This is a genomic window from Xenorhabdus bakwenae, from assembly GCF_030272115.1.
Taxonomy (GTDB): domain Bacteria; phylum Pseudomonadota; class Gammaproteobacteria; order Enterobacterales; family Enterobacteriaceae; genus Xenorhabdus; species Xenorhabdus bakwenae.
This window is the reverse complement of record NZ_CP119194.1, coordinates 152,489-176,220: the sequence shown is the minus strand read 5'-3', so window position 1 is coordinate 176,220 and position 23,732 is coordinate 152,489. Positions and strand designations below refer to the sequence as shown.

The following is a 23,732-nucleotide window of genomic DNA, read 5'->3' as shown; positions in this document are numbered from 1 at the left end:
TACGGTTGTCGATTTATCTATCGTCTATTTATCTACTGCACTGCCTGTTGCTTTTTTCGATGCAGCGCGACGATGACGCCAAATTTCGATGATGCCTGGCAGAATAGAAATAAAAATAATAGCAACAATCAATAATTTCAGATTCTGCTGTATAACAGGCATATCACCAAAGAAATAACCGGCATAAGTGAATAATAGCACCCAGATAAATGCACCGATGACATTATAAGCAGCAAAGTGGCGGTAAGACATTTTCCCCATTCCGGCAACAAACGGGGCAAACGTTCTAATAATTGGCACAAACCGAGCCAAAATTATGGCTTTTCCGCCATGTTTTTCATAAAATTCATGGGTTTTATCTAAATAACTACGGCGAAAAATCTTTGAATTTGGGTTGGTAAATAATTTCTCACCAAAAACTCTGCCAATGGTATAGTTTATAGCGTCACCAATAATCGCGGCCGTCAGCATCAAAGCCACCATGATGTGTACATTCAGATCATTGGAATCTAATGCCGAGAGTGCGCCAGCCACGAACAGCAAGGAATCCCCGGGCAAAAATGGCGTGACCACTAAACCTGTTTCACAAAATATAATCAGAAATAGGATGCCATAAACCCAATCACCATAAAGGGCCACCAATTCAGCTAAATGGGCATCAATGTGTAAAATAAAATCGACAATGAATTTCGCAAAATCAACAAAATGAGTCAAAAACTCCATAATATTCCTCGTGATGACCGAACATCCCTGCCACCATTCAAAAACGTCAAATTAAATGATTTGCCAGAAACAGGGGTCCCATGATGGGTTCAGGTAAACCAAAACGCTCAGGATAATCCACAGCGACTAAATATAAGCCTTCAGCCTTGGCAGTGGCGGCCGCTTTTGTCCTGTCTTTCAGTGCCAATAATTCAGCCATCCAGCCAATATCCCGGTGACCACAACCAATCTCCAGCAAGCTGCCAACGATATTGCGTACCATGTGATGCACGAAAGCATTCGCCTTAATGTCCACGACAATATAGTGCCCGTGCCGACTCACGTTAATATGCATCATATTGCGCCACGGTGAATTGGATTGGCACTGCACTGCCCGGAAAGAGGTAAAATCATTTTCGCCCAACAAGCTTTGTGCCGCTTCATGCATTTTTTTCTCATCCAATGGATAATGAAAATGCGTGACGCCGTGCGCCAATACCGCCGGACGATAACGATGGTTGAAAATCACATAGCGATAACGACGAGCGGTAGCACTGAAACGGGCATGGAACTCATCATCCACCGTTTTAACCCAACGTACTGCAATATCCGGTGGCAAATGGGTATTGACCCCCATTGTCCAGGCTGCATCTTTACGTTGGGCTGAGGTTTCAAAATGCACAACCTGCCCAGTTGCGTGTACTCCCGCATCCGTTCTGCCCGCACAAAAAACTGAAATCGGCTCATTCGAGACTTTCGACAGGGCTTTTTCCAGACACTCCTGCACACTTTTCACTTCTTGCTGACGCTGCCAACCATAATATCGACTGCCGTCATATTCAATCCCCAGTGCAATTTTTACTTTTTTTGCCTCTGGCACAGACTGACTCAGCTCTGTATCAGACATCAGTAAAATTGCTCCTGCATCAGTTTCTCGGCGATTTCAACCGCCATCAAGGCACCGCCGAAACGGATATTATCGGCAACTGACCAGAATTGCAGCATCTCTGGCAGACCATAATCATTGCGCAGACAACCTATGCTCAAACTATCGCTGCCCGAAGCATCCGTTACCGGCGTCGGGTAATCTCCCTCTTCTGAAACCCGAATTTCTTCAAAGCGTTCAAACTCACCACGAGCTTCTTCGATACCAACCGGACGCAGTGTTTCCACACTCACCATTTGCGCAATGCCATAAAAAACGGAGGATTGGACGCAACTGACAGAAACCGGCAATCCTTCATCCTGCAATACCTTGCGAACCTGATCGACAATACGGCACTCTTCACGCACCACACCTTCTGCATCTGGCAGCAAAGGCAGTAAATTGAAAGCCAGTTGTTTGCTGAAATAGCCTTCATCTGGTGGAATGCCATTCAATAAGCGGGCACTCTGACCTGCCAGTTCATCAATAGCGGCTTTACCATGAACAGAAACCGGCAATATGTTGGTCAAATGTAAACGGGCAATGCCTGCCGCATCGATTAATGGTTTGATGGCTGTCAGAACCTGACTCGTTGAGCTATCTGCCACCGCAATGATATTACGGTTACGATATTCAGCCAATGCATACGGGTTAACGCCAGGAACAACCAGAGGCACATCGGGTTCTGCTGTAAATAAGCCGCTGCTATCAATCACCAGACAGCCAGATTCTGTTGCTTTTTCAATATGTTGTGCCGTTATTTCCATCGTAGCGGCAAAAAAGGCGAGTTGTACCTGTGACCAGTCAAATTCTGCCACATCACGAACTGTGATGTTTTTTCCGTTAAAACGCTGGATCTTTCCAGCACTTTGCTCACTGGCAAGAAGATGCAGTTCACCAACCGGAAATTGACGTTCCTGTAATAACGCCAATATCGCTTCACCTACTGCGCCCGTTGCACCCAAAAGCGCAATACTCCAACCTTCTGACATGTTGGTTTTCTCCACTTCTTTTATTTTGCTGACAGACAGGGATTCCTGCCTGTATTAAATGACTTTTGCGTTAAATCCAATTTTGGACAGTAATTGAGCACTCTCTTCTGAGTCACAATGCACGGTCAGGGAAGACCATTCCCGCCGTTCTGGATAGTATTTGCGTAATCGATCAAAAGCACCTTGTTGATCCGCAACCTGACGTAAAGGTGCATCATCACGGCGCACATCATACACTAAATGCATCAAACGCTTGAGGAGACTTTGTGTCACATCCCCCCGTACTGTGACCTGACTGAAATCAGGTGTCGGCAACAGATCAGCCAACGCTGTCTTGCGAGGTTGCCCCAGGAACTCACAATAGGCCTCAAAAACCTGAGTTGTACCCCGTGCTTTGCCTTCCAGGGTATAACCAGCAATATGTGGAGTCGCAATATCCACTAACGCTAACAGGGGTAGAGAAAGGTTAGGCTCTGGCTCCCAAACATCAAGCACTGTGCGTAACTTTTTGCCATTTTGCAGCGCGGAAAGTAACGCTTGATTATCAACCACCTCGCCACGGCTGGCATTAATTAAAATACGGTTATCCGGTAATGCAGAAAGTAATTCTGCATCAGCCAAATGATACGTCTGGTATGGGCCAGAGTGATTAAGTGGTGTATGGAAAGTCAGAATATCCGCTTCTTGCACCAATTTTTCTAACGGCCAAAACGCCCCTTCATCACCCCGATCTGCCCGAGGAGGATCGCACAGTAACGTCTTCACGCCCAAAGCCGCCAGCCGATCAGCTAAACGCCCCCCGACATTACCAACACCGACAATACCGACAGTCTTGTCTTTCAGCTGAAATTGATCTCGTTCAGCCAATAGCATCAATGCCGAGAAGACATACTCAACCACGGCAATGGCGTTACATCCAGGGGCGGCGGAAAAACCAATCCCTGCCTGAGATAACCATTGCTGATCAACATGATCCATTCCCGCAGTGGCAGTTCCGACAAATTTCACCGAACTGCCTTGCAACAACGATTTATTGACTTTAGTGACAGATCGAACCATAAAGGCATCGGCATGTTCCAAAATTCCTTCAGGCACCGGGCGTCCTGGAATTGCCTGCACTTCACCTAATTGCTGGAAGAGCTGTTCAGCATAAGGCATATTTTCATCAACTAAGATTTTCACTTTTCTCATCCAGTGGCTTAAATGGGCGTGATCCACTATTCTGCCATTTTATCTGCATAAAACCTATATTCACAGAAAACCTATATTCACAGAAAAGCTATATTCACAGAAAACCTATATGCCCTTATACTCGATGAACTTCAGGTTGCAATCCGCAAGACGACGCGAGGCCTTATATTTCGGTCATGCTCCCAACCATTAGATTGTTGTAGTAAACTCCCCACTTTTTATTACTGGTGAGATATGGCTAAAGTTGATGTGGTTTGTCGTTACTGTCACAAAGCGGAAGAGGTCAAAGGGCATGGAAAAGGAAGCAGCGGACATCAGCGTTATCACTGTTATGCCTGCCGTAAAACCTTTCAACTGAATTACACCTACCAAGCCTGCAAACCCGGAATGAAAGATCAGATTGTGGATATGGCTGCGAATAATGGCGGTATCAGAGACACCGCTCGTGTCCTGAAGGTGGGTATCAACACCGTTCTTCGTACCCTAAAAAACTCGAACCCAGACAGGTAACTACACTGCCGCTGGCCGCAAATAATATTCATATTATCTGCGAAATTGATGAACAATGGTCTTTTGTCGGTAACAAGAAGAATCAGCGCTGGCTTTGGTATGCCTGGGAACCGGAGCAAAAGCAAATAATCGCGCACGTATTGGGGGATCGCAGCAGGAAAACACTGAGCAAATTGCTGGCACTTCTGGCTCCTTTCGAAATTCAATTTTTCTGTACCGATAATTATGCCGTTTACGATTGCCTTTCTGAGGAAAAACACTTTAGAGGGAAGAAATTTACTCAACGTATCGAAAGAACCAATCTGACCTTACGTACTCGCATCAAGAGACTGAATCGGAAAACGATCTGTTATTCCAAATCCGAAGAAATGCATGACAAAGTGATAGGCACTTTCATTGAGCGTGAATACTATCTTCCAAAGGTTATCTAACTATTGGGTGCATGACCGCAATTTCTTTCTACCGCTGGTTTATTGCCTTTCTGGCCCTGACGCCTTTTCTCTTATTGCCAGCCCTAAAGCAGCGGAAAATCGTTGTCCAATATTGGTGGAAGCTACTGATTTTGGGTTCTCTGGGTATGGTACTTAACCAAAGCCTGGCCTATTATGCCGCTCACACCGTCAGCGCGACAATCATCGGCATTTTCACTTCCTTGATACCCTTATTAACCGTCATTATCAGTATCTTTGCCTTACGGGTTACCCCCACTGTTGGTATCACTCTCGGCACCGTGTTATCTCTGTTTGGCCTTGTGTGGCTGGTCAGCAAAGGGGAACCCGCTTCCTTATTGCAACATGGCCTGGGGATTGGGGAAGTGATGATGTTTATTGCCGCCGCTTCTTATGCCTTATATGGGGTTTTAACCAAACGCTGGGCAATTCCATTACCCAACTGGCAATCACTCTATGTACAAATTGGGTTTGGCGTTTTATTGCTTCTGCCTAATTTTATGATAACGGACAATGTTCAGTTAACAGCCGATAATCTTTCCCTTGTTCTGTTTGCTGGCATTCCCGCTTCCATTCTTGCGCCCTATTTGTGGATACAAGGTGTCACCCGCATTGGCGCAAATATGACGTCTATTTTTATGAACCTGGCACCTGTATTTACTGCCATCATTGCTATCGTGGCTCTTCATGAGGAAATGCACAGTTACCACTTAATTGGGGGTGGCATTGTGTTAGCGGGAGTGATACTTGCGCAACAGTTACGCATCCCGCTCACACGCAGAAAGCCTGAACACAATTCTTACCAATAATCCCCCCAATACCTCACTGGGTAAAAGCTGGAGAGTGGCACGGTGATACTGGCAAATTTCTTTAACAATAGTCAGCCCTAATCCTGCCCCCTCCAGCCCGGCTGCGTTGTCCAAACGGTTAAATGCCATTAGCGATTGACGAATATCTTCCTGGGCGATACCCGACCCTGAATCATCGATCTCAAGGCAAACGTGTTTTTTATCTGGCATGATGCTCACCCTTCCCGTCACCACTCCCATTTGCGGGGTATATTTGATGGCATTGTCCAGCAAGTTAGCGCACATTTCGGCTAACAATAGCGGATCGCCTCTGATCCCTAAGGCATCTTCCCCTTCGTAACCTAAGTCAATGTTTTTGCTTTCTGCCTGCTGTAAGCGAGAAAAGCAGACTTGTTGCAACAGCGCCACGATATTGACCGGCTGATAATTTTGTATTGCCTCTTTTTCATGCACTCTAAGTTGTGAAAGTTGCAGCAGACGATCAGTCAGCAAGATCATATTATCCAAACTCTTATCAATTGCCGTCAGTATGCTATCCCGCTGTTCTGAAGCCGGGTTGCCACGTGCTACCGCAACTTGTGTTTTCAATACCGCTAAAGGGGTTCTCAGTTGATGAGAAGCATCCGCACTGAATCGCTCCTGGCGTTCAACCATTAAACCCAACCGCCCAATATATCGGTTAAGCGAGTGCAGTAAGGGAACAAGTTCGGACCACGGTAAAATATTTGGTAATGGTGTTAGATCATTAGCAGAACGGAGGCTCATAATGCCTGAAAGCTTCCGCAACGGTTTCAGCAGGAGCCTGAGCAGAATGTAAGCAAGGAGTAATGTCAACAATACGACCGTCCCCTGATTAACCAGCGAAGACAACAGTAACTGTTGAGCCATATATTGGCGGGAAGATACAGTTTCCGCCACCAATATCAACGCCATCCCCATTATGTTGCCTTCATTAACGGGTTGGTATAACCCCACTACACGTATAGGCTGCCCCTGATATTCCGCATCATAAAAATAAGCCAGTGCCGTATACAAGGGTGAACGCTGGACGTTCTGCGGTATTCGCGGGAGGTCGTCATAACCGGAAATCGTCTTGCCTTTCGGCGATATGACCTGATAGTACAGGCGATCATTTGTATTGCGTTCGAAACTGTCCAAAACAACATAAGGTACATCAACGAGCAAATTTTGCTCTCTGACAGTCAAACGTTCAGCGACTGTTCTTGCTGAGGCAAGCAGTGTTCTGTCATAAGCCAGCATAGCCGCATTTTTCACACCGATATACTGGCTATAAACAGAAACACAACCCAGTAATAGTAAAGGGACGCCCAGAAACAGCAATAATTGGTGGAATAACGATCGCGGTACTTTCAGATACTTCATTATGCCAGCCGCTCCAATCGATACCCCAATCCACGTAATGTCCTGATTTCTACATCACTGTTGATTAATTTTTTCCGCAACCGATGAACATATAGCTCTATGCTTTGTGGATTTGCCTCATCCGATAGAGAAAACACTTGCTCAAACAGTTGCTGTTTAGAGACCGGACGCCCCCGACGATAAAATAGTGTTGTTAAAACAGACAATTCTCTGGGTGTCAGTGCCAGCAGTACATTGTTCAGTACAAAATACCCTTCGCCTTCATAAGCTAATGAACCAAATTTCTGTGCTTCTTGTGGTATAGCTGAACTACGGCGTAACAATGCACGAATACGGGCTTCCAATTCCTGAAAATCAAAAGGCTTAGTCAGGTAATCATCGGCACCGGAATTCAATCCTTTTACACGATCCGTAACCTCTGTTTTAGCCGTCAATAACAACACGGGTAAGTTTTGACCACGCTTACGCAGCCGTGATAACAGAGACAAACCATCTAATCTGGGTAAGGCCACATCCAGAATCAACAACGCATAATTTTCAGTCTGCAAAAGCTGATCTGCCACAATACCATCTTGCGCCAGATCCACCACAAACCCAGCATTATTCAATGCTTTCTGTAACCAATGTGATAATTCTGAGTGATCTTCAACCAATAATAGCCGCATTGAATAATACCTATTGTCAAAAATTAACCAGAGAAATAAAGCGGAGATATCACATAATTGCAATATTAAGATTTAGCAATTGCTTAGGGGTTAACAAAAAACATTAATGCAAACAATTAATTAACAAAATCATGTAAAACACTACGCAAATTAAGCGATTGAAATCACATCCAGACAACTTTTGTTGTTAATGAAAGGTAATTGAAAGGTTTCATTTCTATAAATGAACATGCACCAGAAATTTGTCATTCATCTCCTTTACTGGTGCTATGTGAGGAATAAAAATGAGAACTTTTAAAACATTATTAACCGCTGCAAGCCTGTTTATTTGTGCCTGCGCTTTTGCAACTCCTGCTCCCAATAGAACCGAATGTATTGCACCCGCCAAACCTGGCGGAGGCTTTGATTTAACCTGCAAACTCATCCAAATTTCACTGTTAGAAACTAAAACTATCGATTCTCCCATGCGGGTGACATTTATGCCCGGCGGTGTCGGCGCGGTTGCTTATAATGCCATTATTGCTCAACGGCCTGCGGAACCCGGTACTGTCGTTGCCTTTTCCGGCGGTTCCTTATTGAATCTTGCACAAGGCAAATTTGGTCGCTACAACGTCAATGATGTACGCTGGCTCGCCAGTGTCGGCACAGACTACGGCATGATTGCTGTGCGCAATGACTCGCCTTACAAGACGCTGACAGATTTGCTGGCGGCGTTTAAAAAAGCGCCTGATAGTATTGTGTTTGGCGCAGGTGCTTCCATCGGTAGTCAAGACTGGATGAAAACCGCATTACTGGCCAAAAAGGTGGGAGTTGATCCCCGCAAAATGCGCTATGTCGCGTTTGAAGGGGGTGGCGAACCTATCACTGCCCTGTTGGGTAATCATATCCAAGTCGTATCCGGTGATCTCAGTGAAACATTACCTTATCTTAGTGGCGATAAAATTCGCATACTTGCTGTTTATGCCGATAAACGCTTAGACGGCGATCTAGCAAAAATTCCAACAGCAAAAGAACAGGGTTATGACCTTGTTTGGCCAATTATTCGCGGTTTTTATATGGGACCCAAAGTTTCTGATGAACAATATCAATGGTGGGTAGATACCTTTAAACAACTCCAACAAACTAACGAATTCAAAAAACAACGTGAACTGCGCGGGTTATTTGAATTTAATATGACGGGCAAAGAGCTGGATGACTATGTGAAAAAACAAGTTATTCAATACCATGAAATGGCCAAATCCTTTGGTTTAGCAAAATAACAGGGATAGCATCATGAGCGATCGTATCTTTGCTACTGTATGGCTGGTGCTATGTGGAATCGGGTTGGTGACTGGATGGGGTATCCATAGTGAATATAGCTATGAACCTCTGGGTCCTCGTCCATTTCCAATTGCTATTATTTCATTGATGGCACTCTGTGCTTTACTGTTGCTGTTTAAAAAACCTGACCCTGTTTACTGGCCGACACCACACGTGTTACGTCGCTTAGTTTTGTTGATTGCCACACTAACCATTTATGCATGGTCATTTGAGTGGTTAGGTTTTCCACTCGCAACCACGTTATTGACTATCAGTGTGGCACGACTCTTTAACGCCACGCTCCTTACAGCGATTTTTTCTGGTGTATTTCTCGGTATTTCGCTCTTTTTTGCCTTTGATCATTTGTTAGAGGTCACCCTGCCCGTCGGCAGTTGGTTCAGCTAAGGAGACAACAATGGATACTTGGATATATCTGCTCCATGGTTTTGAAGTCGCATTAGTACCTAAAAACCTGGTCATTGCATTAATCGGCTGTTTTATCGGGACTGTTGTTGGGTTACTGCCTGGTCTTGGTCCCATAAATGGGGTGGCTATTTTGCTGCCATTGGCTTTTGCGTTAAAATTACCCGCTGAATCTGCCCTGATTTTATTAGCAACTGTCTACATTGGTTGTGAGTATGGCGGCCGTATCTCTTCAATATTACTGAATGTACCGGGAGATGCCGCTGCCATTATGACAACGCTTGATGGTTACCCGATGGCAAAACAGGGACGCGCGGGGGTTGCACTCTCTATCTCTGCTGTGAGTTCGTTTTGTGGTTCACTTTTGGCTATCATGGGTATCATTTTATTTGCTCCACTTTTAGCACAGTGGTCTTTAGCATTCGGGCCTGCTGAGTACTTTGCACTCATGGTATTTGCCATTGCTTGCCTCGGCAGCATGATGAGTCAAAATCCCATAAAATCACTCCTTGCCGCCTTAATCGGTTTGGCCTTAGCAACCGTGGGCGTTGATGCTAATACCGGCGTTTATCGTTTCACCTTTAATAACGTGCACCTCTCCGATGGTATTCAATTTATTGTTGTCGTCATTGGGCTATTTTCCGTCAGTGAAATTTTATTGATGCTGGAGAGTACTTCTGCGGGGCAAAAAGTCATTCGCCAGACAGGGCGTTTGCTATTCAATCGGAAAGAAGCGGCAGCGTGTGCAGGACCAACCTTACGCTCATCAGTGATTGGCTTTTTTGTGGGAATATTACCCGGTGCAGGGGCGACAATCGCCAGTGCAATAACCTACATGACAGAAAAACGGATCAGTGGTAACAGTGATTCATTTGGTAAAGGTGATATCCGCGGTGTCGCTGCACCGGAGGCCGCCAATAACGCATCAGCCTGTGGTTCATTTATTCCTATGCTGACTCTCGGTGTCCCCGGTTCAGGTACAACCGCTGTGATGCTGGGCGCTTTGACACTTTATAACATCACTCCCGGTCCTACCATGTTCACCGAGCAACCTGATATTGTCTGGGGGCTTATTGCTGCTTTGTTGATCGCCAATATTTTGTTACTGATCATGAACATCCCGATGATTGGGCTATTTACCCGTATGTTGAGTATCCCAATGTGGTTTTTGGTTCCTTCAATAGCCATCGTTTCCGCCGTGGGAGTATATGCCATCCACAGTACCACTTTTGACCTTATGTTGATGGTCGGGTTAGGCGTTTTCGGCTACATACTGCGAAAAATGAATTTCCCAATGTCACCACTGATTTTAGGTTTCGTCTTAGGCGAAATGCTGGAACAAAACCTACGACGGGCACTATCAATCAGCAATGGAGCTTTTGAGATCTTATGGAGTAGTACTATCACACAAGTTTTGCTGATTCTGGCGGTATTGGTCATTGTTATTCCGCCCATTCTGCGCATCATTAATAAACGCCGCCATAAAATAGCGGCGCCTTAATAAAAATAGCCAATCCACATAATCAATGGATTGGCTGTAAATTTTTTATTACTTAAAAAATCAGTTTGAATACTTGCGCATCACCAGAGATGCATTTGTACCACCGAACCCGAAGCTATTGGACATCACTGTCCTTAGCTCGCGTTTGGTGGGTTCAGTAATAATATTCATGCCCTGTGCTTTTTCATCCAGGTTTTCAATATTAATGCTTGGTGCAATAATGCCATGCTCCAACATCAACAGGCTATAAATCGCTTCATGAGCACCAGCTGCACCCAACGAATGCCCTGTCATCGCTTTAGTGGCGGAAATGGCAGGTGTATTGTCACCAAAAACTTCTCTAATAGCTTCCAACTCTTTCAAATCACCAACTGGTGTCGAAGTTCCGTGGGTATTGATGTAATCGATTCCACCTTCAACACCATCTAATGCTATCTTCATACAACGCACAGCGCCTTCTCCAGAAGGAGCGACCATATCTGCGCCATCTGAATTTGCCCCGTAACCGATAATTTCAGCATAAATATGCGCACCACGGGCTAAGGCGTGCTCTAACTCTTCAACCACCACAATACCGCCACCACCCGCGATCACGAAGCCATCGCGGTTCTGATCATAAGTACGGGAGGCTTGTTCTGGTGTTTCATTATATTTAGTGGACAGTGCCCCCATTGCATCAAATTCACAAGCCATTTCCCAGCTTAATTCTTCACCACCACCGGCAAAAATAATATCTTGCTTACCGAGTTGGATTAATTCAACGGCATGACCGATGCAATGTGCAGAGGTTGAACAGGCAGAACTGATGGAGTAGTTGACTCCCTTGATCTTAAACGGTGTTGCCAAACACGCTGATACACCGGAAGCCATTGCCCGAGTGACCATATAAGGCCCAACGCCACGCAACCCACGGGCACGCATACCATCTGAACCTGCGACTTGGTTATAGGGAGAGCCTCCTCCTGAACCGACAACTAATCCAGTACGCAGGTTAGAAACTTGTTCATCGGACAGGCCGGAATCTTTAATTGCCTCATCCATTGCCAGATAAGCATAAATCGATGCGTCACTCATGAAACGTAAAGTTTTGCGGTCAATCAAACCAGCGGTATCCAGTTTTACATTTCCCCAAACATGGCTGCGCATGCCCATTTCTTTAAATTTTTCTGAGAAAGTTATCCCGGAACGGCCCTCTTTCAGAGATCCCAACACCTCTTTCTGGTTATTACCAATACTGGAAACAATACCCAGACCGGTGATCACTGCACGTTTCATTACTTACCTCATCAATATGTTTACCTGCGGGATTTATTCACCTGCACTTTAGCTTACACTTGTAAGCCGAACAAGTCCGATCAGGTTAAAAATTCAAAGAAAAATTGATCTTGACTCAACGTTAAAGCTTTGTCATGGGTGGTGCAACTAAACGAAGACCGTTAAAATCCACCTATTATTGTTATCAACAGTACAGGCATTATTGTGAAAAACAGCGCTATCAGCAACGCAACCCTAAGCTGGAATGAGCAGGGCACCCCCATTTCAGAGCAGTTTGATGATGTTTATTTTTCAAATCAAGATGGCTTGGAAGAAACATTATATGTATTTTTGAAAGGTAATCATTTTCCTCAACGTTTTAATACACACTCCCGTCCAGAATGTGTTATTGCAGAAACGGGATTCGGTACTGGATTGAATTTCCTGACACTTTGGCGAGCTTTCTCCCATTTTAAACAACAATATCCTGAATCTGCATTAAAACGGCTGCATTATATCAGTTTTGAAAAATACCCATTAAAACCATCTGACCTGAAAACAGCACACCGGCGTTGGCCAGAATTTAAGGCATTTTCTGCGCAATTATGCCAACAATGGCCCTTGGCACTGGCGGGCTGCCATAGATTAATTCTCGATAATGGCGCTATCACTCTGGATCTTTGGTTTGGGGATGTAAATGATCTATTACCGAAAATAAGTTCAGGCCTGACAGAGAAAGTGGATGCCTGGTTTTTAGATGGTTTTGCGCCAGCAAAAAATCCACAAATGTGGAGCGAACAGTTGTTCGCTGCAATGGCAAAATTTTGTCGTCCTGAGGGTACGTTTGCCACCTTTACCTCCGCCGGAATAGTCCGCCGAGGATTGCAAGCCGCAGGCTTTAATGTCACTAAGGTTAAAGGTTTTGGGCGTAAAAGAGAGATGTTGACCGGTACGCTATCGTCATCAGGTGGCCCACTTCACTTACCTTATGAACCCTGGTTTTCTCGCAAAGCCGCTACCTGTACCGATGATATTGCCATCATTGGTGGGGGTATTGCCAGCGCACTTACTGCACTTGCCCTAGTGCGCCGTGGTGCCAAAGTCACACTATATTGCCAGGATGCACAACCGGCCCAAAATGCATCCGGCAATCAACAAGGGGCCATTTATCCCTTACTGAATGGTAATGCCGATCCATTAGAACGCTTCTTTACATCAGCATTTACTTTTGCCCGCCGTCAGTACGATCAATTAATTGACGAAAATGTATCGTTTGACCATCAATGGTGTGGTGTCAGCCAACTAGCTTATGATGAAAAAAGCGCGAAGAAAATTAGCAAAATGCTACGGACAACGTGGCCAGAAGAAATAGCCCTCGGTATGAACCGTAACCAATTAAGCCATGCCAGTGGAATAGATGTGAATTATGATGGCATTCACTATCCACAAGGAGGTTGGTTATACCCCGCACAACTGACTCAAGCAGTAATTAAACTGGCTGAACAACGTGGAATGCAGGTTTATGTTAATCATAAAATAACTCAGCTCATTCAGAGTGAAAATGGCTGGCAATTGCAGATTGAACATAAGGAAAACCTGCAATGCAAGGATCACAACGTTGTCATTATTGCCAATGGTCACTGTCTGCCACAATTTGAACAGACTAAAAAACTCCCTGTAACCGCTGTTCGCGGTCAAGTTAGCCATATTCCAACTACAGATAGCCTGAGCCAATTGAAAAGCGTACTGTGCTACGATGGCTACATGACGCCTGTTAATCCTAATAACCAATATCACTGTATCGGTGCCAGTTATCAACGTAATCAGTTGGATACACTGTATTCTTCTATCGAGCAACAAGAAAACCGAGATCGTTTATTAAAATGTTTCCCAGATGTTGATTGGCCACAGGAAGTTGACATTTCAGAAGAGAAGTCTCGCCAGGGTATCCGCTGTGTCATTCGAGATCATATGCCAATGGTCGGGAATGTTCCTGCTTTCAGTGAACTTATGGATAAATATGCAAATTTATCTCTGCAAATAAACACTACTAAAATGATTGAAGAATCTCCTTGTTACCCAGATTTATTTATTCTTGGCGCGTTGGGTTCACGGGGATTATGTTCCGCTCCGTTAAGTGCAGAATTATTAGCCAGCCAAATTTTCGGTGAACCTCTGCCGCTTGATGACGAGACATTAGCGGCTTCACACCCAAATCGCTTTTGGGTTAGGAAGCTATTACGCGGCAAAGCAGTAAAAACAGAAAAACCTTGAAGCCGTTTATTCTGTTGCATCAGGCATGGAAAAATTATGTCTGATGCAAGCTCCGGTTCGAGCCACTATTTTATTGGGTAGCTCCTCATTTAAAGTTGATATTTTTTGATATATATACCCATCCAACTTCAAGATGCGCGTTATATTTACTATAAAACGATCAATAAAGATTTAATTATCACTATTTATTCTCATTATTGAGATGCACTACGAATATTTTTGTAATTGAAGATGGAGAGTTACTCAATTCAAGCAAAAAATAAAGGGCTATATGCATAGCCCTAAATAAAGTTATTTCTATATCAAGTAATTAGTCTTTTGCGCCATCCAGCAGTTTTTGCCAAGTTGCCAAAACCAAAACCTGATCAGGGGGAGTCAGTTCTCCCACTTTAATGGCTTTGTAGATGCTTTCTTCAACACGTTGATGGAGCTGTTCAATCGTATTCGCGCCTTCTTCCTCTAATTCAGCAACAGCTAATGTCAGGTGCCCGCGGAGGTAACCACCAGCAAATAAGTCATCATCACTGGCATGTTCAACCCTATCATCAATTTGCGCCAGAATACGTGTTTCAAACTCTGCGAGCATCATTTTTTCCTCAAAATCAATTTCAGTTAGCAAAGAGATCTTCCGGGTAAGGAAAATGCCCTGCTTTTAATGGTGGCGTATTGTAAAACGATTGCAGACCCTGAATAAAGCGTGCTGCTCGTGCTGGTATCCCATTTTCAAGGTATTGCATGACTTGCGCATGCACTTTCCGCTGAAAAGTAAGGCGATCCGGCTCAAAATCGCCTTCAAGGTTGTCACAACTGACATTAAAGGGAAATCCCGCCGCTACACAAAATAACCACTCCAGCGACTGTGGTTTAATCTCCACTTTTTCAAACTCTCCCTGAGTTTGAGCATCACGCCCATCAGGGCAATACCAATAACCAAAATCGATCAGTTTGCGACGCTCTTCACCCGCAATGCACCAATGAGAAATTTCATGTAATCCACTGGCGTAAAAACCGTGGGCGAACACTATCCGGTTATAGTTAACTTCATCATCTACAGGCCGATAAATCGGCTCACCATCACCTTTTATCAGACGGGTGTTATAGTCATTGCTAAAGCAATTATCAAAAATTTCAATCAGTTGTTGATAATGATGTGCGGTCATGTATTAATGCCAGATCCTAAATCAAAAATAAAATGCCAGCCAAGAACGGATGGTATCTCCGTGCTGATCATAAAGAAGTTTGATGCTCATCAAAAAGGAAATTGTCACCAACAGCGGGCGAATGAGTTTCTTCCCTTTGCTCAACACCAAACTCGCCCCTAATCGCGCACCGATTATCTGGCCTACCAACATCACAACGCCCGCCAGCCATAAGATCTGTCCACCAAGCACAAAGAATCCCAAAGCTCCGATGTTAGATGCCAAGTTCAGTACCTTGGCATGGGCCGTCGCTTTCGCCAAATTGTAGCCACAAAGCATGACATAAGAGAGTGCGAAAAAAAGATCCTGTTCCCGGCCCAAACACGCCATCATAGAAGCCAATACCACATCCGGCAAGGCAACCAAATGCCATTGGGCCAAGACGACGTTGCCTATCTTCTGCTCCAATATTTGGTACTAAGAGGAAATAAAGGCCGATAATAATCACTAATGCCGGCAATAAATAACGCAGAAAATCCGGTGACACAAATTGAACCAGCAAAGCTCCCAACATCGCGCCAATTATCGTCATGAAGATAGCAAAACGCTGGGAACGCAAATCCACTACACCACGGCGGATAAAATAAAGGCTGGCAGAGAAAGAGCTGCCTATAGCCTGTAACTTACTTGTTGCCAGTGCCTGGACAGGAGAAACCCCCATCGATAGCAACGCAGGAATGGTTAATAATCCACCGCCTCCTGCAATAGAATCGATAAACCCCGCCACCATCGCAACCAAAAAGAGAAAACCGTAAATTTCCGGTCCCAATAATGACCATTCCATTATGCATTTCACCAGAAAACTGCTTGCCTATTCTCATGATACCTTTCAGCACCAGCCGAAGTGGATATCAGGTGTCTCTTCCCGAATTACCAGCGCGGAAGCGATGGTATTACATCGGCACACTGTGCCCGCTGGCGCAGTAAGTGATCCATCAGCACAATCGCCATCATGGCTTCTGCAATAGGTACGGCACGAATACCAACACAAGGATCGTGGCGGCCACGAGTTACCATATCCACTTCCTCTCCCTGACGATTGATAGTCCTGCCTGGCACCATAATGCTGGATGTCGGTTTCAACGCGATATGTGCAATAATTGGCTGACTACTGCTAATTCCGCCTAAAATGCCGCCAGCATGATTACTGGTAAACCCCTGCGTCGTCATTTCATCGCGGTTTTCGCTGCCACGTAAATTGATCACACCGAAACCATCACCAATTTCAACACCTTTGACCGCGTTAATGCTCATCAAAGCATGAGCGATGTCTGCATCCAAACGGTCAAAAACCGGCTCTCCCAATCCGGCCGGTACGTTTTCAGCAATTACACTGACTTTCGCACCGATAGAATTCCCCTCTTTTTTCAATGTGCGGAGTAATTCATCAAGCTGAGTTAGCTTACTTGCATCCGGACAGAAAAAAGGGTTCTGTTCAACCTGCTCCCAATCTTTCAGTTCACAATGAATATCGCCCATCTGAGTGAGGCAAGCACGAATAAGAATGCCGTGTTTTTCCAACAGATATTTTTTAGCAATTGCCCCTGCTGCAACGCGCATGGCGGTTTCACGGGCAGATGAACGCCCCCCGCCACGGTAATCACGCAACCCGTATTTCTGTTCGTAGGTATAGTCAGCATGGCCCGGACGGAAAACATCGTTAATTGCACTGTAATCTTGTGAACGCTGATCGGTGTTCTCAATCATCAGACCAATGCTGGTGCCTGTTGTCACGCCGTTAAAAACACCGGAAAGAATGCGAACTTGATCGGGTTCACGACGTTGTGTCGTATAACGGGACGTTCCCGGACGACGCCTGTCCAGGTCGATTTGTAAGTCAGCTTCTGTGATAGCAATGCCCGGTGGAACACCATCGACAATGCATCCCAGTGCGATCCCGTGAGATTCACCAAATGTGGTGACACGAAAAAACTGCCCAATACTATTTCCTGCCATTCCTACCCTGCCATCATTATTTGCGTTACCAATGAGATCGAATAACAATAACTCACCCAATGATTAAAACCTATCTTATTTCAGTAATTTTATTTGCCTTTTATCCTTACTTTTTCGAGCAACAATATTGCCAGCTACGACTCGAAATCCACTGGATATATACGCGATAAACGTCAAGTTATAATCCGCAAGACGACGCGGAGCCTTATATTTCCCCACTGCGCGGGGAAATATAACACGCATCCTGAAGTTGGACTGGTATAGATACAATTTATATGAAATAGCCGTTTTAACCATTAGATGAATGAAAAAAATATCAGTCTTTGAATGGCTGGAAATATTCGTGATATTCAACAAGCTGCTGACGAGTCAGTACGAAAACACCATCACCATAATCATGTTCGAATGTCAGCCATTTGAAGGGTACTTCCGGGTATTGCTCAATCAGGTGTACCATACTGTTACCTACTTCACATACCAGTATTCCCTCTTCTGAAAGGAAATCCGGGGCAGTTGCCAGAATACGACGAACCAAATCCAACCCGTCAATACCTGCTGCCAAGGCTAATTCAGGTTCATGATCGTATTCCTGAGGAAAATCACTCATATCTTCTTCATCGACATAAGGAGGATTAGTCACAATGATGTCGTATTTCATCGATGGTATATCATGAAATAGATTTGAACGAATCGGGATGACACGGTGAGAAAGCTTATGATTTTCTATATTTATTTCTGCAACTTCCAAAGCATCAGGAGAAATATCAACAGCATCAACTTCGGCTTCTGGGAAGGCATGGGCACAAGCAATTGCAATACAACCGCTTCCTGTACAAAGATCCAAAATTGTCGATGGCTGACGTGAGATAAATCCTTCAAAATGGTTTTCAATCACATCTCTAATCAGTGAACGTGGAATCAAAACTCGCTCATCGACATAAAATTCATGACCACAGAACCAAGCGCGATTTATCAAATAAGCAACAGGAACACGTTCATTAATACGACGCAAGACAAGTTCCACGATGCGTTTGCGCTCTGTTGATGTCAGGCGTGAAGCCAGCATTGAATCAGGGACATCCATAGGCAAACGCAATGAGGGGAGAATTAATTGCAAAGCCTCATCCCACGGATTACATGCCGTATGTCCACAATAGATATCCGATTCGCTAAAACGGCTGGTAGACCAACGCAACATATCTAAAATGGTACGCAGCTCTGCAACAGCCTCATCGACTAAAATCTTATCCAAAAAACACCTCCAAACAACAAAAAAGATATATCAACTCGTTAGTTTGCCACGTTCCCGGACACAAATCAGCTTTCTGAATAGATGAATTATCTTAGGAATTGAAAAGGAGAGTGATAATACGAAACCACCCTACACAGGCAGGGTGGCATGTTTAGGTTATCTGGTGATTATTTATTCTTTTTCGCCCATAGGTAATAGCTTATGGTCAATAATGCTATCCATACTATCCCAACGTACAAGGCGATGCGGGTATTGGGGAAATAACCTAATACCGCAATAACAAAGGCCATAAAAGCAATAGTCAAAGCCGGTGCGACAGGCCAGAAAGGCACGGGGAATTTGAGCTGTCTGGCCTCTTCTGCCGGCATTTTTCGACGCATGATATATTGTGACAGCAAAATCATCAGCCATACCCAGACGGTTGCAAATGTTGCAATAGACGCAATGATGATAAAAATTTTTTCCGGCAATAAATAATTTAAAAGCACGCCCACCAGCAAGATCCCTGACATCACCAGCACTGTTACCCACGGTACACCGTTTTTAGTCAGTTGAGTAAACGAGGCAGGTGCCTGTTTTTCTTGTGCCATGCCATACATCATCCGTCCTGCGCCAAAAATATCACTGTTAATCGCGGAAATGGCGGCGGTAATGACGACAACATTTAAAATATTGGCGGCGGAATCAATGCCCAGACTGGAAAATATCTGGACAAACGGGCTGCCATTTTGTCCCACTTGATTCCACGGATAAATGCACATCAAAACAAACAGCGTAAGGACATAGAACAGTAAGATACGCAACGGAACCGCATTAATTGCACGCGGAATGGATTTTTCCGGGTTTTTAGCTTCACTGGCAGTAATGCCGATGACTTCAATACCACCAAAAGCAAACATAACGACGGTGAGCGAAGCAATGACTCCCGCGAGGCCGTTTGGCATAAATCCGCCATGATCCCATAAGTTCGACAGGCCTGTGGCATGCTCAGACGCCTGACCAAACCCATACATCATGATGGCAAAACCGCCGACGATCATAGCGATAATTGCAACAACCTTGATGATAGACAGCCAAAACTCCATTTCACCAAATACTTTGACATTACACAGGTTGATGGCACCAATAAAAAAGACAATGCCAAGTACCCAAATCCACTGGTCAACATGGGGAAACCAGAGCTTCATGTAGATACCAAATGCGGTGACATCAGCAAGACAAACAACCAGCATTTCAAAGACATAAGTCCATCCGGTCAGAAAACCCGCCAATGGCCCTAAGTAATGAGTGGCATAGTAAGAGAAAGAGCCTGGTGCAGAGCGATGAACCGCCATTTCCCCCAAAGCCCGCATGACCATAAAAACGGCGGCACCCCCCATTGCATAAGCCAGCAATACCGCTGGCCCTGCGGCTTTAATGGCACCTGCCGAACCATAGAAAAGACCTGTACCAATTGCCGAACCCAGTGCCATAAATCGAATGTGGCGAACGCTCAACCCTCGCTTGAGTTGTGAGATGCTTTGCATGATTTATCCTTGTGTCTTTTATTATTAGATTGGAAAAGATAAATACTACGATAAGGCCGGATAAAATCCGGCCTTATACGATGTGTTTTTACTTAATTTTCTAAGATACTTCCGGCAGGCAACAAGGCAGAAAGTTGCTGCTCGGCCAACAACTGGATTGCTACATCAATATCCGGGGCGAAAAAGCGGTCTTTATCATAATGTGCAACTTTATCGCGGAGAATATGGCGGGCTTTTTCCAATATCGGACTACTTTCCAAACCATGACGAAAATCTATGCCCTGGCAAGCCGTCAACCATTCTATCGCTAAAATACCGCGCACATTATCTGCCATTTCCCATAAGCGACGGCCTGCGGCAGGTGCCATTGAAACGTGATCTTCTTGATTGGCAGACGTTGGCAGACTATCGACACTCGAAGGATGTGCCAGTGCCTTGTTCTCACTTGCCAGCGCCGCCGCCGTCACCTGCGCAATCATGAAACCGGAGTTAACTCCGCTGTTTTCGACCAAGAATGGCGGTAACTGCGACATATTGCTATCCATCAGCAAAGCAATGCGGCGTTCTGACAATGAACCGATTTCTGCCAAAGCAATAGCCAGATTATCCGCTGCCATAGCAACCGGTTCAGCGTGGAAATTACCACCAGAAATCACCTCATCTTCTTCGGTAAAGACCAGGGGATTATCAGAAACGGCATTGGCTTCAACCATAATGACATCAGCCGCATGGCGGATTTGGGTTAAACAGGCCCCCATCACCTGTGGCTGGCAACGCAACGAATAAGGATCCTGAACTTTCGGGCAGTTTTGATGAGAGGCAGAAATCTCACTTTGTTCTTCCAATACCAGACGGTAAAGGGCGGCCACATCAATCTGACCTTTCTGTCCACGGACTTCATGAATACGAGCATCAAAAGGTTTACGGGAGCCAAGAGCGGCTTCAACAGACAAGGTGCCGCAAACAATCGCTGAGGCGAGTAAATCGTCGGCGGCAAATAGCCCTTTTAAGGCAAAGGCGGTCGAAACTTGTGTACCGTTGAGCAGTGCCAATCCTTCTTTTGCGACAAGACACATCGGCTCAAGTCCTGCTTTTTCCAGTGCCACTTTTGCCGGGAGCCATTCGCCACGATAACGGGCCTGACCTTCTCCCAACAATAACAAGCTCATATGCGCTAATGGTGCCAGATCACCGGAAGCCCCTACTGAACCTTTGCCTGGAATACAGGGATACACTTCAGCGTTGACCAGGGCAATCAATCCCTGAATCACGGCCGGACGAATGCCGGAATAACCACGGGCAAGGCTATTAATTTTCAACACCATAATCAATCGGACAATTTCATCCGGCAGAGGCTCACCCACGCCCGCCGCATGTGACAACACGATAGAACGCTGCAACTCTTCTAAATCCTGCTCTGCAATACGGGTATTCGCCAGCAAGCCAAAACCGGTATTGATACCATACGCGGTTTTATTTTCACTGATAATGCGATTCACACAAGCGACACTGCTCTCAATGGCCGGAACGCACTGTTCGTCCAGACGAATCTGAACAGGGTGCTGATAAACATGACGTAGTTCTTCAAGTGTCATTTTTCCCGGATGAATAGTAATGTTTTTCATTTTAACAACGCTCCTTATTTTGCATCAGCCACTGGCAGGTTTAACATTGGCAGGTTTAGTTCCTGTTCTTTCGCACACTGGATAGCCAATTCATAGCCCGCATCCGCATGGCGCATAACGCCGGTTGCCGGATCATTGTGTAAGACGCGGGCAATACGTGCAGCCGCTTCATCCGTTCCATCACAAACAATGACCATGCCGGAATGCTGAGAGAATCCCATACCAACGCCACCGCCATGATGCAAGGAAACCCACGTCGCACCACTGGCAGTATTCAGTAAGGCATTCAGCAATGGCCAGTCAGACACTGCGTCAGAACCATCTTGCATGGCTTCAGTTTCACGATTAGGGCTGGCGACCGAGCCGGAATCCAGATGGTCACGACCAATGACGATTGGTGCAGAAAGCTCCCCACGGCGAACCATTTCATTGAATGCCAAGCCTAATTTGGCGCGATCGCCCAATCCCACCCAACAAATACGGGCAGGCAAGCCCTGAAAACTGATGCGCGCTCTCGCCATATCTAGCCAGCGGTGTAAATGGTCATCATTCGGCAGCAGCTCTTTTACCTTGGCATCGGTTTTATAAATATCCTCAGGATCACCGGAAAGTGCCACCCAACGGAAAGGTCCTATACCGCGACAGAACAGAGGGCGAATGTAAGCAGGAACAAATCCGGGAAAATCAAAGGCGTTTTCAACACCCGATTCTTTCGCCATTTGGCGGATATTATTGCCATAATCGAAGGTAGGCACACCTTGTTTCTGGAAAGCCAGCATGGCTTCAACATGTGCGGCCATTGACGCTTTTGCCGCCCGGATCACCATTTCTGGCTCACTTTCAGCCCGACGACAATATTCGTCCCATGTCCAACCAGCTGGCAAATAACCATGTAATGGATCATGGGAGCTGGTTTGGTCTGTCACCATATCAGGACGTACACCACGGCGTACTAACTCAGGTAAGATTTCTGAAGCGTTACCACATAATGCGATTGAGATGGCTTTACCTTCCCGGGTATAACGCTCAATACGCGCCAAAGCATCATCCAGATCAACGGCCTGTTCATCCACATATTTGGTACGCAAACGAAAATCAAGGCGGCTTTGTTGGCACTCTATGGTTAATGAAGAGGCACCAGCCAATGTTGCAGCCAGTGGCTGTGCTCCTCCCATCCCTCCCAGGCCTGCCGTCAATATCCAGCGGCCGGTCAAGTTGCCGTTGTAGTGTTGGCGGCCTGCTTCGACAAACGTTTCGTAAGTTCCCTGTACAATGCCCTGACTTCCAATGTAAATCCAGCTACCGGCGGTCATCTGACCATACATAGCCAGCCCTTTGGCATCCAGCTCGTTAAAATGTTCCCATGTTGCCCAATGGGGCACCAAATTCGAGTTGGCAATTAATACACGCGGGGCATTTTCATGTGTTTTAAACACCCCCACCGGTTTACCTGATTGCACCAACAGGGTTTCGTCATTGTCCAGATTTTTTAAGGTTTCAACGATTTTTTCATAGCATTCCCAGTTTCTGGCGGCACGGCCAATGCCACCATAAACTACCAATTCGCAGGGATTTTCCGCCACATCGGGATCAAGATTATTCATGAGCATACGAAGTGGTGCTTCGGTTAGCCAGCTTTTTGCTGTGAGTTGTGGCCCCCTGGGAGAGCGGATGGTTACGTTGCTGAATTTATTATTTTGCGTCGTCACGGTTTTTTTTCCTATTTCATTTTTGTGAATTTTGTTAATTTTATAGTTGTATATACATGTATATTCAATAGGCAAAAATGTGACACAG

At 45.4% G+C, this 23,732-nt stretch carries 20 protein-coding genes and 1 pseudogene; 6 read left to right on the top strand and 15 right to left on the bottom strand.

Going from position 1 to position 23,732, the window contains the following annotated elements:
• Positions 1 to 24: 24 nt before the first annotated feature.
• The 4 genes from PXH59_RS01485 to pdxB are packed head-to-tail and all read right to left on the bottom strand — an operon-like array spanning position 25 to position 3,801.
• Positions 25 to 723 (bottom strand): DedA family protein, encoded by a 699-nt coding sequence (locus PXH59_RS01485; RefSeq protein WP_285810002.1) that lies wholly within the window; start codon positions 721 to 723, stop codon positions 25 to 27.
• A gap of 46 nt (positions 724 to 769) precedes the next feature.
• Positions 770 to 1,609 carry a tRNA pseudouridine(38-40) synthase TruA gene (gene truA, locus PXH59_RS01480; RefSeq protein WP_285810001.1) on the bottom strand — a complete coding sequence of 280 codons (840 nt, stop codon included), beginning with the start codon at positions 1,607 to 1,609 and terminating at the stop codon, positions 770 to 772.
• Positions 1,609 to 2,619, bottom strand: a complete 1,011-nt coding sequence (locus PXH59_RS01475; RefSeq protein ID WP_285810000.1) for an aspartate-semialdehyde dehydrogenase — start codon at positions 2,617 to 2,619, stop codon at positions 1,609 to 1,611. The genes truA and PXH59_RS01475 overlap by 1 nt, the downstream gene beginning before the upstream one ends.
• Before the next feature lie 54 nt (positions 2,620 to 2,673).
• Positions 2,674 to 3,801, bottom strand: coding sequence for a 4-phosphoerythronate dehydrogenase PdxB (gene pdxB, locus PXH59_RS01470; RefSeq protein WP_285809999.1), 1,128 nt, complete (start codon positions 3,799 to 3,801; stop codon positions 2,674 to 2,676).
• Positions 3,802 to 4,044: 243 nt separating this feature from the next.
• Between pdxB and PXH59_RS01465 the strand changes: the two genes are divergently transcribed.
• A protein-coding gene (locus tag PXH59_RS01465) for an IS1 family transposase (protein WP_285808308.1) occupies positions 4,045 to 4,751 on the top strand; the annotation gives its coding sequence in 2 pieces (ribosomal slippage) (positions 4,045 to 4,294 and positions 4,294 to 4,751; 708 coding nt in all).
• Positions 4,752 to 4,762: 11 nt separating this feature from the next.
• Positions 4,763 to 5,578: a DMT family transporter gene (locus tag PXH59_RS01460; protein WP_285809998.1), complete on the top strand. Its 816-nt coding sequence runs from the start codon at positions 4,763 to 4,765 to the stop codon at positions 5,576 to 5,578.
• On the opposite strand, the gene PXH59_RS01455 is transcribed toward PXH59_RS01460, so the two are convergent.
• On the bottom strand, positions 5,528 to 6,961 hold the full coding sequence (locus tag PXH59_RS01455) for a sensor histidine kinase (protein ID WP_285809997.1): 1,434 nt from the start codon (positions 6,959 to 6,961) through the stop codon (positions 5,528 to 5,530). The genes PXH59_RS01460 and PXH59_RS01455 overlap by 51 nt on opposite strands.
• Positions 6,961 to 7,626 (bottom strand): transcriptional regulator TctD, encoded by a 666-nt coding sequence (gene tctD, locus PXH59_RS01450; protein WP_285809996.1) that lies wholly within the window; start codon positions 7,624 to 7,626, stop codon positions 6,961 to 6,963. Before tctD ends, PXH59_RS01455 begins: the two co-directional genes overlap by 1 nt.
• Before the next feature lie 284 nt (positions 7,627 to 7,910).
• Between tctD and PXH59_RS01445 the strand changes: the two genes are divergently transcribed.
• Genes PXH59_RS01445 through PXH59_RS01435 form a run of 3 tightly spaced genes read left to right on the top strand, consistent with a single transcriptional unit; the run spans position 7,911 to position 10,849 of the window.
• Entirely contained in the window at positions 7,911 to 8,885 is a 975-nt protein-coding gene (locus tag PXH59_RS01445; RefSeq protein ID WP_434223334.1) for a Bug family tripartite tricarboxylate transporter substrate binding protein, read from the top strand.
• A 13-nt stretch (positions 8,886 to 8,898) separates the two neighbouring features.
• Entirely contained in the window at positions 8,899 to 9,330 is a 432-nt protein-coding gene (locus PXH59_RS01440; protein WP_285809995.1) for a tripartite tricarboxylate transporter TctB family protein, read from the top strand.
• A 10-nt stretch (positions 9,331 to 9,340) separates the two neighbouring features.
• Positions 9,341 to 10,849 (top strand): tripartite tricarboxylate transporter permease, encoded by a 1,509-nt coding sequence (locus tag PXH59_RS01435; RefSeq protein ID WP_285809994.1) that lies wholly within the window; start codon positions 9,341 to 9,343, stop codon positions 10,847 to 10,849.
• Positions 10,850 to 10,909: 60 nt separating this feature from the next.
• On the opposite strand, the gene fabB is transcribed toward PXH59_RS01435, so the two are convergent.
• Positions 10,910 to 12,124, bottom strand: coding sequence for a beta-ketoacyl-ACP synthase I (gene fabB / locus PXH59_RS01430; protein WP_285809993.1), 1,215 nt, complete (start codon positions 12,122 to 12,124; stop codon positions 10,910 to 10,912).
• Between the two features lie 204 nt (positions 12,125 to 12,328).
• Between fabB and mnmC the strand changes: the two genes are divergently transcribed.
• Complete coding sequence (mnmC, locus tag PXH59_RS01425) at positions 12,329 to 14,377, top strand: bifunctional tRNA (5-methylaminomethyl-2-thiouridine)(34)-methyltransferase MnmC2/FAD-dependent 5-carboxymethylaminomethyl-2-thiouridine(34) oxidoreductase MnmC1 (protein WP_285809992.1); 2,049 nt, start codon at positions 12,329 to 12,331, stop codon at positions 14,375 to 14,377.
• A 310-nt stretch (positions 14,378 to 14,687) separates the two neighbouring features.
• Here the strand turns inward: mnmC and PXH59_RS01420 are convergent, their stop codons facing one another.
• The 8 genes and pseudogenes from PXH59_RS01420 to hutU form a co-directional block, all read right to left on the bottom strand.
• A complete protein-coding gene (locus PXH59_RS01420) occupies positions 14,688 to 14,963 on the bottom strand; it encodes a YfcL family protein (protein ID WP_047767135.1) in 276 nt (91 codons plus the stop codon).
• 22 nt (positions 14,964 to 14,985) lie between these two features.
• Positions 14,986 to 15,537: an elongation factor P hydroxylase gene (locus tag PXH59_RS01415; protein ID WP_285809991.1), complete on the bottom strand. Its 552-nt coding sequence runs from the start codon at positions 15,535 to 15,537 to the stop codon at positions 14,986 to 14,988.
• Positions 15,538 to 15,558: 21 nt separating this feature from the next.
• Positions 15,559 to 16,360, bottom strand: a pseudogene (locus tag PXH59_RS01410) (sulfite exporter TauE/SafE family protein).
• Positions 16,361 to 16,446: 86 nt separating this feature from the next.
• Entirely contained in the window at positions 16,447 to 17,532 is a 1,086-nt protein-coding gene (aroC, locus tag PXH59_RS01405; RefSeq protein WP_047767133.1) for a chorismate synthase, read from the bottom strand.
• 316 nt (positions 17,533 to 17,848) lie between these two features.
• Positions 17,849 to 18,784, bottom strand: a complete 936-nt coding sequence (gene prmB, locus PXH59_RS01400) for a 50S ribosomal protein L3 N(5)-glutamine methyltransferase (protein WP_285809990.1) — start codon at positions 18,782 to 18,784, stop codon at positions 17,849 to 17,851.
• Positions 18,785 to 18,951: 167 nt separating this feature from the next.
• Positions 18,952 to 20,310, bottom strand: a complete 1,359-nt coding sequence (locus PXH59_RS01395) for an amino acid permease (RefSeq protein ID WP_285809989.1) — start codon at positions 20,308 to 20,310, stop codon at positions 18,952 to 18,954.
• A gap of 92 nt (positions 20,311 to 20,402) precedes the next feature.
• Positions 20,403 to 21,935: a histidine ammonia-lyase gene (hutH, locus tag PXH59_RS01390; protein WP_285809987.1), complete on the bottom strand. Its 1,533-nt coding sequence runs from the start codon at positions 21,933 to 21,935 to the stop codon at positions 20,403 to 20,405.
• A 14-nt stretch (positions 21,936 to 21,949) separates the two neighbouring features.
• Entirely contained in the window at positions 21,950 to 23,644 is a 1,695-nt protein-coding gene (gene hutU / locus PXH59_RS01385; RefSeq protein WP_285809986.1) for a urocanate hydratase, read from the bottom strand.
• Positions 23,645 to 23,732: the final 88 nt, after the last annotated feature.

What these genes read in the sequence shown, in the direction of transcription:
- PXH59_RS01475 (WP_285810000.1), bottom strand. Translation starts at nt 2,619, where the DNA reads ATGTCAGAAGGTTGGAGTATTGCGCTTTTGGGTGCAACGGGCGCAGTA.
- PXH59_RS01395 (WP_285809989.1), bottom strand. Translation starts at nt 20,310, where the DNA reads ATGCAAAGCATCTCACAACTCAAGCGAGGGTTGAGCGTTCGCCACATT.
- PXH59_RS01415 (WP_285809991.1), bottom strand. Translation starts at nt 15,537, where the DNA reads ATGACCGCACATCATTATCAACAACTGATTGAAATTTTTGATAATTGC.
- PXH59_RS01455 (WP_285809997.1), bottom strand. Translation starts at nt 6,961, where the DNA reads ATGAAGTATCTGAAAGTACCGCGATCGTTATTCCACCAATTATTGCTG.
- PXH59_RS01440 (WP_285809995.1), top strand. Translation starts at nt 8,899, where the DNA reads ATGAGCGATCGTATCTTTGCTACTGTATGGCTGGTGCTATGTGGAATC.
- PXH59_RS01445 (WP_434223334.1), top strand. Translation starts at nt 7,911, where the DNA reads ATGAGAACTTTTAAAACATTATTAACCGCTGCAAGCCTGTTTATTTGT.
- PXH59_RS01420 (WP_047767135.1), bottom strand. Translation starts at nt 14,963, where the DNA reads ATGCTCGCAGAGTTTGAAACACGTATTCTGGCGCAAATTGATGATAGG.
- truA (WP_285810001.1), bottom strand. Translation starts at nt 1,609, where the DNA reads ATGTCTGATACAGAGCTGAGTCAGTCTGTGCCAGAGGCAAAAAAAGTA.
- hutH (WP_285809987.1), bottom strand. Translation starts at nt 21,935, where the DNA reads ATGAAAAACATTACTATTCATCCGGGAAAAATGACACTTGAAGAACTA.
- fabB (WP_285809993.1), bottom strand. Translation starts at nt 12,124, where the DNA reads ATGAAACGTGCAGTGATCACCGGTCTGGGTATTGTTTCCAGTATTGGT.
- PXH59_RS01485 (WP_285810002.1), bottom strand. Translation starts at nt 723, where the DNA reads ATGGAGTTTTTGACTCATTTTGTTGATTTTGCGAAATTCATTGTCGAT.
- tctD (WP_285809996.1), bottom strand. Translation starts at nt 7,626, where the DNA reads ATGCGGCTATTATTGGTTGAAGATCACTCAGAATTATCACATTGGTTA.
- PXH59_RS01460 (WP_285809998.1), top strand. Translation starts at nt 4,763, where the DNA reads ATGACCGCAATTTCTTTCTACCGCTGGTTTATTGCCTTTCTGGCCCTG.
- aroC (WP_047767133.1), bottom strand. Translation starts at nt 17,532, where the DNA reads ATGGCAGGAAATAGTATTGGGCAGTTTTTTCGTGTCACCACATTTGGT.
- PXH59_RS01435 (WP_285809994.1), top strand. Translation starts at nt 9,341, where the DNA reads ATGGATACTTGGATATATCTGCTCCATGGTTTTGAAGTCGCATTAGTA.